General features: G+C 64.4%; 13 protein-coding genes. 12 read left to right on the top strand and 1 reads right to left on the bottom strand.

The genetic code is table 11. The features are described 5' to 3' along the window. The first annotated feature begins 9 nt into the window (after positions 1-9). From VSR68_RS17410 to VSR68_RS17390, 5 genes are all read left to right on the top strand, one after another. Complete coding sequence (locus tag VSR68_RS17410; protein WP_342936587.1) at positions 10-1212, top strand: tryptophan--tRNA ligase; 1203 nt, start codon at positions 10-12, stop codon at positions 1210-1212. A gap of 19 nt (positions 1213-1231) precedes the next feature. Next, positions 1232-1846: a class I SAM-dependent methyltransferase gene (locus tag VSR68_RS17405; RefSeq protein ID WP_342941021.1), complete on the top strand. Its 615-nt coding sequence runs from the start codon at positions 1232-1234 to the stop codon at positions 1844-1846. Positions 1847-1888: 42 nt separating this feature from the next. Continuing rightward, positions 1889-2797 (top strand): 4-hydroxy-tetrahydrodipicolinate synthase, encoded by a 909-nt coding sequence (gene dapA, locus VSR68_RS17400; RefSeq protein ID WP_342941020.1) that lies wholly within the window; start codon positions 1889-1891, stop codon positions 2795-2797. A 104-nt stretch (positions 2798-2901) separates the two neighbouring features. Continuing rightward, entirely contained in the window at positions 2902-4050 is a 1149-nt protein-coding gene (gene bamC / locus VSR68_RS17395) for an outer membrane protein assembly factor BamC (protein ID WP_342941019.1), read from the top strand. Between the two features lie 8 nt (positions 4051-4058). Further along, positions 4059-4832: an MBL fold metallo-hydrolase gene (locus VSR68_RS17390; RefSeq protein ID WP_342941018.1), complete on the top strand. Its 774-nt coding sequence runs from the start codon at positions 4059-4061 to the stop codon at positions 4830-4832. A 122-nt stretch (positions 4833-4954) separates the two neighbouring features. Here the strand turns inward: VSR68_RS17390 and VSR68_RS17385 are convergent, their stop codons facing one another. Beyond that, a complete protein-coding gene (locus VSR68_RS17385; protein ID WP_090864886.1) occupies positions 4955-5653 on the bottom strand; it encodes a Bax inhibitor-1/YccA family protein in 699 nt (232 codons plus the stop codon). A gap of 300 nt (positions 5654-5953) precedes the next feature. Between VSR68_RS17385 and ndk the strand changes: the two genes are divergently transcribed. The 7 genes from ndk to bamB all read left to right on the top strand — a co-directional run bounded on the left by ndk (position 5954) and on the right by bamB (position 13729). Continuing rightward, a complete protein-coding gene (gene ndk, locus VSR68_RS17380; RefSeq protein WP_342941017.1) occupies positions 5954-6379 on the top strand; it encodes a nucleoside-diphosphate kinase in 426 nt (141 codons plus the stop codon). 115 nt (positions 6380-6494) lie between these two features. Further along, positions 6495-7643: a 23S rRNA (adenine(2503)-C(2))-methyltransferase RlmN gene (gene rlmN / locus VSR68_RS17375; protein ID WP_342941016.1), complete on the top strand. Its 1149-nt coding sequence runs from the start codon at positions 6495-6497 to the stop codon at positions 7641-7643. Positions 7644-7852: 209 nt separating this feature from the next. Then, a complete protein-coding gene (locus tag VSR68_RS17370; protein WP_342941015.1) occupies positions 7853-8986 on the top strand; it encodes a helix-turn-helix domain-containing protein in 1134 nt (377 codons plus the stop codon). A gap of 124 nt (positions 8987-9110) precedes the next feature. Further along, positions 9111-10424, top strand: coding sequence for a flavodoxin-dependent (E)-4-hydroxy-3-methylbut-2-enyl-diphosphate synthase (gene ispG, locus VSR68_RS17365; RefSeq protein ID WP_342941014.1), 1314 nt, complete (start codon positions 9111-9113; stop codon positions 10422-10424). A gap of 32 nt (positions 10425-10456) precedes the next feature. Then, positions 10457-11797: a histidine--tRNA ligase gene (hisS, locus tag VSR68_RS17360; protein ID WP_342941013.1), complete on the top strand. Its 1341-nt coding sequence runs from the start codon at positions 10457-10459 to the stop codon at positions 11795-11797. Between the two features lie 88 nt (positions 11798-11885). Continuing rightward, a complete protein-coding gene (locus VSR68_RS17355; RefSeq protein ID WP_342941012.1) occupies positions 11886-12515 on the top strand; it encodes a tetratricopeptide repeat protein in 630 nt (209 codons plus the stop codon). Between the two features lie 68 nt (positions 12516-12583). Further along, positions 12584-13729 carry an outer membrane protein assembly factor BamB gene (bamB, locus tag VSR68_RS17350; RefSeq protein ID WP_152757563.1) on the top strand — a complete coding sequence of 382 codons (1146 nt, stop codon included), beginning with the start codon at positions 12584-12586 and terminating at the stop codon, positions 13727-13729. Positions 13730-13891 lie beyond the last annotated feature (162 nt).

The raw sequence follows: 13891 nt of genomic DNA, 5'->3' as shown, positions 1-13891 counted from the left end.
TCCAAAACCATGTACCCCGACCGTATCTTCTCCGGCATGCGGCCCACCGGCTCGCTGCACCTCGGCCACTATCACGGCGTGCTGAAAAACTGGGTGCGTCTGCAGTCCGAGTATCCGTGCTTTTTCTGCGTGGTCGACTGGCATGCGCTGACGACCCACTACGAAACGCCCGACGTGATCGAAAAGAACGTGTGGGAAGTGCTGATCGACTGGCTCGCGTCGGGCATCGACCCGGCGCAGGCAACGCTGTTCATCCAGAGCCGCGTGCCCGAGCATGCGGAGCTGTCGCTGCTGCTCGGCATGAGCGCGCCGCTCGGCTGGCTCGAACGCGTGCCGACTTACAAGGAGCAGATCGAGAAGCTGAAGGACAAGGATCTGTCGACCTATGGCTTCCTCGGCTACCCCGTGCTGATGGCGGCCGACATTCTGCTGTACCGCGCATCGCTCGTGCCCGTCGGCGAAGACCAGGTGCCGCACGTCGAAATGACGCGCGAACTGGCGCGCCGCTTCAACCATCTGTACGGCCGTGAGCCGGGCTTCGAAGAGAAGGCGATGGAAGCGGCGAAGAAGCTCGGCGGCAAGCGCTCGAAGCTGTATCACGAGCTGCGCAACGCGTATCAGCAGGAAGGTGACGACGAAGCGCTCGAACAGGCGCGCGCGATGTTGCAGGAGTCGCAGAGCCTGTCGATGAGCGATCGGGAGCGTCTGTTCGGCTATCTCGAAGGCTCGCGCAAGATCATCCTCGTCGAGCCGCAGGTGCTGCTGACGGAAGCGTCGCGGATGCCCGGCCTCGACGGTCAGAAGATGTCGAAGTCGTATGGCAACACGATCGGTTTGCGCGAGGACGCGGAGACGATCACGAAGAAAGTCCGCACGATGCCGACCGACCCGGCGCGTGTGCGCCGCACCGATCCGGGCGATCCCGACAAGTGCCCGGTGTGGCAGCTGCATCAGGTCTACACCGACAAGGACACGCACGACTGGGTGCAGAAGGGCTGCCGCTCGGCGGGCATCGGCTGCCTGGAATGCAAGCAGCCGGTGATCGAGGGCATCCTGCGCGAGCAGCAGCCGATGCTCGAACGCGCGCAGAAGTACATGGACGATCCGTCCCTGCTGCGCGCGATCGTCGCCGACGGTTGCGACAAGGCGCGCCGCTTCGCATCGGAGACGATGCGCGACGTGCGCGAGGCAATGGGCCTCGCGTACACCTGATGTCAGGCGCGGGCGTACGATGAGCGGCGAGCTTCCCGGCGTGGATTGCGCGAGCCATGGGGCCATCGGGGAGCCGTCGCGCTGGGTGAAGCGCTGGGCGCATCTGGTGGAGCGTGGCGGCGCGGTGCTCGACGTTGCGTCGGGCGCGGGGCGCCACGCGCGGTTTTTCGCGTCGCGCGGCCATCCCGTGACGGCCATCGACCGCGATGCGGCCACGCTGGCGTCGATGGACGGCGTTTGCGGCATGACGACGCTCGCAGCCGACATCGAAAGCGACACATGGCCGCTTGCCGCCGACGTGCGCTTCGCGGCTGTCGTCGTGACCAACTATCTGCATCGTCCGCTCTTTCCCCAATTGCTGGACGCGCTGGCGCCCTCCGGCGTGCTGATCTACGAAACCTTCGCGCGGGGCAACGAAACCGTCGGCAAGCCGTCGAACCCTGCGTTTCTGCTTGCGCCAGGCGAGCTGCTCGACACGGTGCGCGGAAAGTTACGTGTCGTTGCATTTCAGGACGGTTTCCTCGCGGAACCGCGCCCCGCCTACATCCAGCGGATCTGCGCGATTCGCGAGCCGGACGGATCGGTCAAAACGGATAATACGGGTCTTCCCCCGCGTTACGATTTGGCCGGTTAATCCGCTACAATCGCAGTTTATTGAACAAATTCATGGCGTTTCATGGCTAACGGCACTCAGCAAGACGGCGTCGCGATTCGCGGCAGCATTCCCGCCATCATCACCCCGATGCTCGAAGACGGCAGTCTCGATCTGCCGGCCTTCCGCAAACTGATCGACTGGCATATCGAAGAGGGCACGAACGGGCTCGTCGTGGTCGGCACGAGCGGCGAATCGGCGACGCTGTCGGTCGAAGAGCACGTGCTGATGGTCAAGACGGCCGTCGAACAGGCAGCGGGCCGCATTCCCGTGATCGCGGGCGCGGGCGCCAATTCGACGACGGAAGCGATCGAGCTGACCGAGCAGTCGAAGAAAGTGGGTGCCGATGCGACGCTGCAGGTCGTGCCGTACTACAACAAGCCGACGCAGGAAGGCATCTACCGCCATTTCGCGAAGATCGCCGAAACCGTCGACCTGCCCGTGATTCTGTACAACGTGCCGGGCCGCACGGTCGCGGACATGTCGAACGAAACGATCCTGCGCCTCGCGAATGTGCCGGGCATCGTCGGCGTGAAGGAAGCGACGGGCAACATCGACCGCGCCGCGCACCTGATCAAGTCGGCGCCGGCGCACTTCGGCATCTACAGCGGCGACGATCCGACGGCGATCGCGCTGATGCTGCTGGGCGGCCACGGCAACATCTCGGTGACGGCGAACGTCGCGCCGCGTCTGATGAGCGAGCTGTGCAAGGCCGCGATCGCGGCCGATGCGAAGACGGCGCGTGAGATCCATCTGAAACTTCTCTCGCTGCACAAGAACCTCTTCATCGAATCGAACCCGATTCCGGCGAAGTGGGCCTTGCAGCAACTGGGCCGCGTCAAGGGCGGCATTCGTCTGCCCCTCACGCCGCTCGACGCGCGCTACCACGACGTAGTCCGCGCCGCGCTGCGCGAGGCGGGGCTGCTCGGCTGAGCGCCTGAGGTTCAGGCGCCTCCCGGCATTTTTTCAACTGACGTCGATATCGCCCCCGGTCCCGCACCGAACCAGGCAGCGCGTTTAGCTTCACGAAGGACCCCATGAAACGTTCCGCACTTTCCCTCCACGCAACGCGCCTGGCGGCGTTGACGCTTGCGGCTGGCACGATTGTGTCGCTTTCTGGCTGCGAGTCGCTGAACGACGTGCTCGCGTCGGACCGCGTGAACTACAAGGACACGGCAAGCGCGCCGCCGCTCGCCGTGCCGAGCGATCTGACGGCTGCGCAGATCGACCAGCGCTACGTGGCGCCGCCCGTGGGCACGGCGCTCGGCGGCGCGCCGCAGCGGGCGAAGACGCAGGCGGGCAACCTGACGGAAGGCGTGCCGAGCGCGCAGGACCCGCTCGGGATGCACGTCGAGCGTGACGGCGACCGCCGCTGGCTGGTCGTCGACGGCCGGTCGCCGGAACAGCTGTGGCCGCAACTGAAGGAATTCTGGGCGGAGAACGGCTTCTCGCTGAAGACCGACGCGCCGACGACGGGCATCATGGCCACCGACTGGGCCGAGAACCGCGCGAACATTCCTGACGACTGGTTCCGCCGCACGGTCGGCAAGGTGATCGATTTCGCGTACTCGTCGGGTACGCGCGACAGCTTCCGCACGCTCGTCTCGCGCGATGCGACGGGCGCAACCGACATTTCGATCACGCACGCCGCGATGGAAGAGGTGCTGACGGGGCAGGACAAGACGTCGTCGCGTTGGGTCGAGCGTCCGCGCGATCCCGCGCTGGAAGCCGAGTTCCTCGCCAAGCTGATGCAAAAGTTCGGCCTCAGCGACGCGCAATCGAAGCAACTGCTGACCGACGCGCGTCCGTCGACGGCGCGGGCGCAGCTCGACAGCAGTGCGGGCGGCGCGACGCTGGATCTGCCGGAATCGTTCGACCGCGCATGGCTGCGCGTCGGCCTCGCGCTGGATCGCACGAACTTCACCGTCGACAACCGCGATCGCGAAAAAGGCATCTACTACGTGCGTTACGCGGATTCGATGCAGGAACTCAAGCGCGACGGCATTTTCGGCAAGCTGTTCTACAGCGACAAGAGCACGAAGAAAGATGCCCACGAGTTTCTCGTGAACGTGCGCTCGAAGAGCGACACGTTGACGCAGGTTGCCGTCGTCGATGCAAACGGCCAGGTGGATACCTCGTCCGACGCGCAGCGCATCGTGTCGCTGCTGCACGCGCAACTGAACTAAGGCGGGTCGTGCGATTCGCCAGTCTGGGAAGCGGCAGTGAAGGCAATGCATTGCTGGTCGAGGCCCAAAACGGAGCGACCACCACGCGGGTTCTGCTGGACTGCGGCTTCTCGGCGAAGGAAATAGCCCGGCGGCTGGAGCGGCTGGGCGCGGGCGTCGATCAACTCGACGCCATTCTCATCACCCACGAACACAGCGACCACATCGGCGGCGCACTGACGCTCGCCCGCAAGCTGTCGATTCCGCTCTACATGAGTTGGGGCACCGCGCGCGCCGTCGGCGCGGACGACGCCGATGTCGATCTGCACGTGATGTGGAGCGACGAAGGCGTCGCGATCGGCGATCTGAGTGTGTTGCCGTACACCGTTCCGCACGATGCGCGCGAGCCGTTGCAATACGTGTTTTCGGATGGGGCGTCGCGCCTGGGCGTGCTGACGGACGTCGGTACGTCGACGCCGCATATCAGCGCCGTGCTGAGCGGCTGCGACGCGCTCGTGCTCGAATGCAATCACGATGTGCAGATGCTGGCGGCTTCGCGTTACCCGCCGTCGCTGAAGGCGCGGATCGGCGGCAATCATGGGCATCTGAACAATGACGCGGCGGCGGAAATACTGGCGTCGCTGGATCGCTCGAAGCTGCGGCATCTGGTCGCCGCGCACCTGAGTCAGCAGAACAATCTGCCGGAACTGGCACAAGCGGCGATGGCGGCCGTGCTCGGCGCGGCCGCGACGGAAGTGGTGGTCGCCACGCAAAGCGAAGGGTTCGGCTGGCTGAGTCTCTGAAAGTCCTGGTCGCTGCTATAGCGCGCGCAGTCTTGTAAGTGGAAATCGGAAGTGCAAACAGCAAAACGCCCGTGACGACTGCTCGTCACGGGCGTTTCGTTTTGGCTCAAGCGTGGAGGCGATCAGTTACGGTTGCCGCCGAAGATGCCGAGGATCGACAGCAGGTTCACGAACACGTTGTACAGGTCGAGGTAGATCGCCAGCGTGGCCGTGATGTAGTTCGTCTCGCCGCCGTTCACGACACGCTGCACGTCGAACAGCATGTACGCCGAGAAGATCACGATCGCGAGCACCGATACCGTCAGCATCAACGCGGGCAGTTGCAGAAACAGGTTCGCGACCATCGCCAGCAGCAGCACGATCACGCCGACGAACAGCCACTTGCCGAGGCCCGAGAAGTCGCGCTTGCTGACCGTGGCGACCGTCGCCATTGCGGCGAAGATCACACCAGTGCCACCGAACGCGAGCATGATCAGCGACGGCCCGTTCGAAAAGCCGAGAATGAAGCTGAGCAGCCGCGACAGCATCAGGCCCATGAAGAACGTGAAGCCGAGCAGCACGAATACGCCGGCGGCGCTGTCTTTCGTCTTCTGGATCGCGAACATGAAGCCGAAGGCGATCGCGAAGAACGCAAGCATGCTCATGGCCGGGCTGGTCGCGGCGAACAGCGAGAAGCCGGTCGCGACGCCCACCCACGCGCCGATTACCGTCGGCACCATCGACAGCGCGAGCAGCCAATAGGTGTTGCGCAGTACGCGGTTGCGGGTTTCGGCCGTGGTGACGGAACCGCCCCGGCCGAAGTTATAGGGATATTCGTTCATGGTCTCTCCTTGCGTCGGACGCAGTGTTGCCTGGTGGCTTGCAACGGTTTTCGTACGCTGCCGGCAGGCGGGTTGCCGCCGGCACGCGAATCCACACCCCTAAGATTAACGCCAGCACGAGGAGTTTCAACGCTGGGGAATTCACCCGCTATTACGTTTTGTTACCCGTCGGCCCGCATCTTCGGTGCTGAAACTTCGAGCCTTACAGAGGCGTAAGGGTTCAATCGCAATCATACACGGGAACATGCTACAATAGCGGATTCATTTAAATCTGTAACCTCTTAATTTTCTGGAGTTTTTATGGCGATCGAACGCACCCTGTCGATTATCAAGCCGGACGCAGTGGCCAAGAACGTGATCGGCCAGATCTACAGCCGTTTCGAAAACGCTGGCCTGAAGGTCGTGGCATCGCGCATGGTTGCGCTGTCGCGCGCCGACGCCGAGAAGTTCTACGCTGTGCACGCAGAGCGTCCGTTCTTCAAGGATCTGGTCGAATTCATGATCTCCGGCCCGGTGCAGGTTCAGGTTCTGGAAGGCGAAAACGCTATCCTGAAGAACCGTGATCTGATGGGTGCGACGGATCCGAAGAAAGCCGACAAGGGCACGATCCGTGCTGACTTCGCCGACAGCATCGACGCGAACGCAGTCCACGGTTCGGACGCAGCAGAAACGGCTCGCGTCGAAATCGCGTTCTTCTTCCCGGAAGTCAACGTCTACTCGCGCTAAGCAGATAGTCTCCAGTAGGACAGCAGTAACAGCAGCAGGAGCGGGCGCGAACGGTATCCGCGTTCATGCAGCTTGTTGCATGAACGCAGTCTCGCACTGAATGGCAGGATTCGATATGACGAGCAGTCCAACCGTCAACCTTCTCGATCTGGACGCCGCGGGCCTTGTCGCGTATTGCGACAGCCTCGGCGAGAAGCCGTTTCGCGCCAAGCAATTGCAGCGCTGGATTCACCAGTACAACGCTGCCGACTTCGACGGGATGACCGATCTCGCGAAGTCGCTGCGCGAAAAGCTGAAGGGCCGTGCATCGATCACGATGCCCGGCATCGTCAGCGACCATATTTCCGCCGACGGCACACGCAAGTGGCTCGTCGACGTCGGCAACGGCAATGCTGTCGAAACCGTCTTCATCCCGGAAGAAACGCGGGGCACGCTGTGCGTGTCGTCGCAGGCGGGATGCGCGGTCAACTGCCGGTTCTGTTCGACCGGCAAGCAAGGGTTCTCACGCAATCTCACCACGGGCGAAATCATCGGCCAGCTTCGGATGGCCGAATTTGCGCTGCGTGCGTCGCTCGGCGAGGCCGGCGGCCGCGCGACGGGCGGTGAGGGCAAGGGCGAGCGCGTCGTCACGAATGTCGTGATGATGGGCATGGGCGAGCCGCTGCTCAATTACGACGCCGTCGTGCCGGCGATGCGCCTGATGCTCGACGACAACGCGTACGGCCTGTCGCGCCGGCGCGTCACGTTGTCCACGTCGGGCGTGGTGCCGATGATGGACCGGCTCGGCGCCGATCTGCCCGTGGCGCTCGCCGTCTCGCTGCACGCGCCGAATGACCCGTTGCGCGACATGCTCGTGCCGCTCAACAAGAAACATCCGCTGCGCGAACTGATGGCCGCGTGCCAGCGGTATCTGAAAGTCGCGCCGCGCGACTTCATCACATTCGAGTACTGCATGCTCGACGGGGTGAACGACAGCGAGGCGCACGCACGCGAGTTGCTGGCCGTCACGCGTGACGTGCCGTGCAAGTTCAACCTGATTCCGTTCAATCCGTTCCCGGAATCGGGTCTGTTGCGCTCGAAGAACGAGCAGATCAAACGGTTCGCGCAGGTGTTGATCGACGCAGGGGTCGTCACGACGGTGCGCAAGACTCGCGGCGATGACATCGACGCCGCCTGCGGTCAGCTGGCCGGCGCGGTCAAGGACCGCACGCGCCTTGCAGAGCGCACGGGGAAGGCGAAAGTCATCGAAGTCCGCGCGGTGTAAGGCTCGTGACAGGAAAATGAGCCGGGATGTCAGCCAGTCCGCATATCGGGATCGGCCTCGTCGCGCGAAGTGAAAAGAAAGTTTGCAAAAGCGATCGGAAGCGGCACGCACAGCCGCGCATTTTGTTATAAACGGTCTGCGAAACCGGACGAAGCCATGTGCCGCCGGTTCGCACGAGTGAAAAAAGAATCGACGCGAAAGGATTTGGGATGAGTGAGCCGCAGCACCCGCAACCGCACGACGAGGATACGCATTCGGGTCGCCCGCTGTCGGCGGCCGCACCGGCAGCAGCGCAGCCGGCCGTGCCGGGCGGGTTTGATTCGCTGGCTGCCGTCGGGGCTCGGCTTGCGCAGTTGCGCGAATCGAAGGGCATGTCGGTGGAGGACGTGTCGGCGCGTCTGAAGGTTGCGCCGGGCAAACTGCGGGGACTCGAAGCCGGCGATCTCAGCCAGTTTCCGGATACCACGTTCGCGCTCGGCGTCGTGCGGAGCTACGCGAAGATCGTCGGCGCCGATCCGGCCCCGATGACCCAGGCGCTGCGCCGCGAAAAAGGCGTGCCGGAGCCTGCGCTGACGATGCCGGCTTCCGCTGGCACGGATTTGCCGCGCGGGAAGGTATCGCTGTCGCTGGGCGGTAGCGCGCCGCGCCGCCGTTCGTGGATCTGGGGCGTGGCGCTCGCCATCGTCGTGCTGATCGCGCTTGCCATGTGGCATACGAACAATGGCGATTCGACGGCGTGGCTCGCGCGGCTGAAAGGAATCGCGGGCGTCCCTGCTGCGACGACTGACAAGGCGTCGGCGGTCGTGGGCGAGTCCTCCAGCGGCGCAGCCGCGACGGGCGAGATGGCGGCATCGCAGGCGCAGACAGATACGCAGGCGGCCGCAGCCGACGGCGCTTCGGCCACGCCGATGCCCGCACCGCTGCCGATGGCAGGCGCCGCACCGGCTTCGACGGCTGCATCGGCCTCGGTCGCATCGGCCGGGTCGGCATCCACGCCGGCCGCCGCTGCCGTGCCGAAAGCGGCGAGCGCCGCGCCGGCAGTCGCAGTTGCCACGTCGGGTTCGGCTGCGAGCGAGCCGTCCGCCGCGCCGGCGGGTTCGTCGACGATCGCGCTGAATGTCAAGCAGGACAGCTGGTTTAGCGTGCGTCAGAAGGACGGCAAGGAAATGTTCTCGGGCCTCGTGCATGCGGGCGAGACGAAAGAGGTAAGCGGGTTGCCGCCGCTCAAGGTGACGGTCGGCAACAAGGCGGGTCTGGAGTCGATCACGCTGGACGGCCAGCCGGTCGACCCGGCCAAATATGCGTCGGCGAAGGGCAATGTGGCACGCTTCGCGTTGCCCTGACGCAGTTCAATCGTGTGCGTCGCGGCTTTTGAGGCTGCGACGCTTTGTCAATTCACGCGTCGTATTCAGCGACCGGCCGGGACGCTTTCCGGGCCACGAGCGGGCGGCGTAAGCGGGTTTATCGATGCACTCCGATCAAGTGAAATCCAGCAGCCAGATTGTTTCGAATGTGCCGGTGTCGGGCGGTCACGCACCGCGTCGCCGCTCGCATGCCGTCGACGTCCGTTGGGGCGGCCAGCTCGTGACGATCGGCGGCGACGCGCCCGTGCGCGTGCAGTCGATGACGAATACGGATACGGCTGACGCGATCGGCACCGCGATTCAGGTGAAGGAGCTGGCGCAGGCGGGTTCGGAGCTCGTGCGTATCACCGTGAACACGCCGGAAGCGGCGGCGGCCGTGCCTGCGATTCGCGAGCAGCTCGACCGCATGGGCGTGACGGTGCCGCTCGTCGGCGATTTTCACTACAACGGCCATCTGCTGCTGCGCGACTATCCGGGCTGCGCGGAATCGCTGTCGAAGTACCGGATCAATCCGGGCAACGTCGGCCAGGGCGCGAAGCGCGACACGCAGTTCGCGCAGATGATCGAAGCGGCCGCGAAGTACGACAAGCCGGTGCGCATCGGCGTGAACTGGGGCAGCCTGGATCAGGACCTGCTCGCGAAGATGATGGACGAGAACGCCACGCGCGCCGAGCCCTGGGAAGCGCAAAGCGTGATGTACGAAGCGCTGATCCAGTCGGCGATCGGCTCGGCGGAACGTGCCGTCGAACTCGGCCTCGGCCGCGACAACATCATCCTGTCGTGCAAGGTGAGCGGCGTGCAGGACCTGATCGCCGTGTACCAGGAACTCGCGCGCCGTTGCGATTTCGCGCTGCACCTGGGCCTGACGGAAGCAGGCATGGGCTCGAAGGGCATCGTCGCGTCGACGGCGGCGCTGTCGGTGCTGCTGCAACAGGGCATCGGCGACACGATCCGCATTTCGCTGACGCCGGAGCCGGGCGCGTCGCGTACGGGCGAAGTGATCGTCGGCCAGGAAATCCTGCAGACGATGGGCCTGCGCTCGTTCACGCCGATGGTCATCGCGTGCCCGGGCTGCGGCCGCACGACGAGCACGCTGTTCCAGGAGCTGGCGTCACAGATCCAGACGTATCTGCGCACGCAGATGCCCGTGTGGCGCGGCACATATCCGGGTGTCGAGAAGATGCACGTCGCCGTGATGGGTTGCATCGTCAACGGTCCGGGCGAATCGAAGCACGCAAACATCGGCATCAGCCTGCCGGGCTCGGGTGAGAATCCGGCCGCGCCTGTCTTTATCGACGGCGTGAAGGTCAAGACGCTGCGCGGCGAAAACATCGCGCAAGAATTCCAGCAGATCGTGAGCGATTACGTCGAGCGCAGTTATGGTCCCAATGCGGTCCGCGCCGAAGCGGCGAACTGATTCGCTCCACCCAATTCGTCAACCGAAGACAGATGACTGAACAGAAGAAACGGCTTGAAAAGTTGTCCGGCGTGAAGGGCATGAACGACATCCTTCCGCAGGACGCCGGCTTGTGGGAATTTTTCGAAACGACCGTCAAGTCGATGCTGCGTTCGTACGGATACCAGAATATCCGCACGCCGATCGTCGAGCATACGCAGCTCTTCACGCGCGGCATCGGCGAAGTGACCGACATCGTCGAGAAGGAGATGTACAGCTTCACTGATGCGCTGAACGGCGAGAACCTGACGATGCGTCCGGAGAACACGGCCGCCGTCGTGCGCGCGTCGATCGAGCACAACATGCTGTACGACGGCCCGAAGCGCCTGTGGTACATCGGGCCGATGTTCCGCCACGAGCGTCCGCAGCGCGGCCGTTATCGCCAGTTCCATCAGGTGGGCGTCGAGGCGCTCGGCTTCGCCGGTCCCGATGCGGACGCGGAAATCATCCTGATGTGCCAGCGTCTGTGGGACGACCTCGGCCTGACGGGCATCAAGCTCGAAATCAACTCGCTGGGTCTCGCCGAAGAGCGCGCGAAGCATCGCGTGGAGCTGATCGCGTATCTCGAGAAGCACGTCGATGTGCTCGACGACGACGCACAGCGCCGTCTGTACACGAACCCGCTGCGCGTGCTGGACACGAAGAATCCGGCCATGCAGGAAGTCGTGCAAAACGCGCCGAAGCTGATCGATTTTCTCGGTGACGAATCGCGCGCGCACTTCGAAGGACTGCAGCGCCTTCTCAAGGCGAACAACATTCCGTTCACGATCAACCCGCGTCTGGTGCGCGGTCTCGATTACTACAATCTGACCGTGTTCGAATGGGTCACGGACAAGCTCGGCGCGCAGGGCACGGTCGCGGCGGGCGGCCGTTACGATCCACTGATCGAACAGCTGGGCGGCAAGCCGACGGCCGCGTGCGGCTGGGCGATGGGGATCGAGCGCATTCTCGAGCTGCTGAAGGAAGAAGACCTGGTGCCGGAAGCGGAAGGCTGCGACGTGTACGTCGCACACCAGGGCGAGGCGGCTCGCGAGCAGGCGTTCATCGTCGCCGAGCGTTTGCGCGACACGGGGCTCGACGTGATTCTGCATTGCAGTCCTGACGGTCAGGCAGCGAGCTTCAAGTCGCAGATGAAGCGTGCCGACGCGAGCGGCGCCGCGTTCGCGGTGATCCTCGGCGAAGACGAGATCGCGAACGGCACGGCAGGCGTCAAGGCGCTGCGCGACACGGCGCAAAGCGGCGCGAAGAGCGAGCAGCAAACGGTGCCGCTAGAAAACTTGACCGAACATCTAATCAATGCGATGGTTGCGTCCACCGAAGACGGCGACGACTGATCGCGGCGTCGCGCATCGTCGTTAAACGGGCCGCACACGCTGCGGCCCTATTCAGACAAGGCACCAGGAAAGAGGAAATCGCGTCGCGATGAGTTACCACGACGAACAAGAATCAATTGAGAGCCTGAAGGCATGGTGGGCGCAGTGGGGTAACGCGACCACGTGGATCGTGCTGGTGGCGCTCGTGGCCGCAGCGGGCTGGAACGGCTGGAACTACTGGCAGCGTCATCAGGCAGCGGAAGCGGCCGTGCTGTACGACCAGGTCCAGCAAGCGGCAGCGGGCACCGACAAGGCGATCATTACGCGCGTCGCCACTGACATGGAAGACAAGTTCGGCGGCACCGCGTATGCGCAGATGACGGCGCTCACGGCCGCGAAGGCGCTCTACGCAGCGGGCGACGAGCCGGGCGCGAAGGCGCAACTCCAATGGGCCGTCGACCACGCGAAGGACGACGAATTCAAGCAGATCGCGAAGCTGCGTCTTGCGTCGCTGCTGCTCGACGAGAAGGCTTATGACGCCGGTCTTGCGTTGCTCAACGAGCCGCAATCGGCTGCATTCAAGGGCGTGGTCGCCGACCGCCGCGGCGACTTGCTCGCCGCCGAAGGCAAACGCGACGACGCGCGCGCCGCGTACAAGCTCGCGCTCGACTCGCTGTCGAAGAATGATGCGTCCGCCCGTCAGCTGATCCAGTTCAAGCTCGACGCGCTGGGCGGCTGAGCGTTGCAGGCTGTTGCAGCGCTTGCCGTTTCCTTTTGATCAATAGAACCTACATGCTTCGCTCACCGATGAATCTGCTGAAACGTTACGCCGTGCCCGTTGCCTGTGCGATGACCGTGCTCGCTCTGACGGCCTGCTCATCGTCGAAAGACGAGCGCCGCGTGCCCACGCCGCTCACCGAGTTCAAGCCCGTGCTCGATGTCCAGCAGACGTGGACGGCTAGCGTCGGCAAGGCCGGGCGCTATATGTTCTCGCCCGTTGCCGTCGGCGATGCCGTGTATGCGGCTGGCGCGAACGGCTCCGTCGCGAAGATCGACGCGAAGACGGGCAAGGACGTCTGGCGCACGAAGCTCGACGGCGACCTGTCGGCGGGTGTCGGCACGGACGGTACGCTCACGGCTGTCGGCGGCCTGAAGGGCGAAGTGTTCGTGCTCGACCAGAACGGCAAGCTGTCGTGGAAGGGCACCGCGCCGGGCGAAATCCTGTCGCCGCCGCTCGTCGGCAACGGCCTCGTGGTCGTGCGCACCGTCGACGGCCAGATCACCGCGTTCAATGCGCAAACGGGCGAGCAGAAGTGGAACTATCGCAATCGCGCGGTGCCGCTCAATCTGCGCGTGTCGTCGGGCATGACGTTCGCGGGCGACGCGGCCGTGCTGGCCGGTTTCCCGGGCGGCCAGTTCGCGGCGATCAACCTGCAGACGGGCGATGCTTACTGGACGACGCCCGTGTCGTATCCGAAGGGCGTGACGGAAGTCGAGCGCATCAACGACGTAACGGGCCCGCCGACGCTGGTCGGCGCCGAAACCTGCGCGGTGACGTTCCAGGGGCAACTCGGCTGCTTCGACGCGAACTCGGGCCGCGCGCTGTGGGAAAAGGCGTTCTCGAGCACGAGCGGCCTCGCACAGGATGACCGCGTCGTGGTGGCGGGCGATGACTGGGCGATCGTCTCGGCGTTCGACGCCACGACGGGCCAGCAGTTGTGGCGCAACGACCAGTTGAAGAGCCGCGACGTCAGCGTGCCGCTGCTGCTCGGTCATGCCGCCGTGGTGGGCGATTACAAGGGTTTCGTGCACTTCCTGTCGCGTGACGACGGCACGTTCGTCGCCCGCGCGAAGACGGATGGCAGCGCGATCACGGCCGCGCCCGTTCTGGCCGGCGATACGCTGGTCGTGCAGACGCATGACGGCGACCTGTACGGTTTCCGTCCGCGTTAAAGGCTGTTGGGCTGTGCGGCGCGTCTGATTTCCCGCGCGCCGTGCGGTGACATGCGGGCCGGCTTTGCCGGCCGCATGCATTTTGTTGGCGCCGATGGGTCGTCGATGGCACCCGATGATTCGGCGCGTGGTTGCTGCCTGAGCCCTGTCGGACGGGACCAG

The organism is Paraburkholderia phymatum (assembly GCF_038900715.1).
In the GTDB taxonomy this organism is placed as follows: domain Bacteria; phylum Pseudomonadota; class Gammaproteobacteria; order Burkholderiales; family Burkholderiaceae; genus Paraburkholderia; species Paraburkholderia phymatum_A.
This window is presented reverse-complemented; position numbering and strand designations above follow the sequence as displayed.

Excerpts from the sequence above, each read along its gene's own strand:
- VSR68_RS17410 (WP_342936587.1), top strand. The coding sequence starts at position 10 with ATGTACCCCGACCGTATCTTCTCCGGCATGCGGCCCACCGGCTCGCTG.
- VSR68_RS17405 (WP_342941021.1), top strand. The coding sequence starts at position 1,232 with ATGAGCGGCGAGCTTCCCGGCGTGGATTGCGCGAGCCATGGGGCCATC.
- dapA (WP_342941020.1), top strand. The coding sequence starts at position 1,889 with ATGGCTAACGGCACTCAGCAAGACGGCGTCGCGATTCGCGGCAGCATT.
- bamC (WP_342941019.1), top strand. The coding sequence starts at position 2,902 with ATGAAACGTTCCGCACTTTCCCTCCACGCAACGCGCCTGGCGGCGTTG.
- VSR68_RS17385 (WP_090864886.1), bottom strand. The coding sequence starts at position 5,653 with ATGAACGAATATCCCTATAACTTCGGCCGGGGCGGTTCCGTCACCACG.
- ndk (WP_342941017.1), top strand. The coding sequence starts at position 5,954 with ATGGCGATCGAACGCACCCTGTCGATTATCAAGCCGGACGCAGTGGCC.
- rlmN (WP_342941016.1), top strand. The coding sequence starts at position 6,495 with ATGACGAGCAGTCCAACCGTCAACCTTCTCGATCTGGACGCCGCGGGC.
- VSR68_RS17370 (WP_342941015.1), top strand. The coding sequence starts at position 7,853 with ATGAGTGAGCCGCAGCACCCGCAACCGCACGACGAGGATACGCATTCG.
- ispG (WP_342941014.1), top strand. The coding sequence starts at position 9,111 with ATGCACTCCGATCAAGTGAAATCCAGCAGCCAGATTGTTTCGAATGTG.
- hisS (WP_342941013.1), top strand. The coding sequence starts at position 10,457 with ATGACTGAACAGAAGAAACGGCTTGAAAAGTTGTCCGGCGTGAAGGGC.
- VSR68_RS17355 (WP_342941012.1), top strand. The coding sequence starts at position 11,886 with ATGAGTTACCACGACGAACAAGAATCAATTGAGAGCCTGAAGGCATGG.
- bamB (WP_152757563.1), top strand. The coding sequence starts at position 12,584 with ATGAATCTGCTGAAACGTTACGCCGTGCCCGTTGCCTGTGCGATGACC.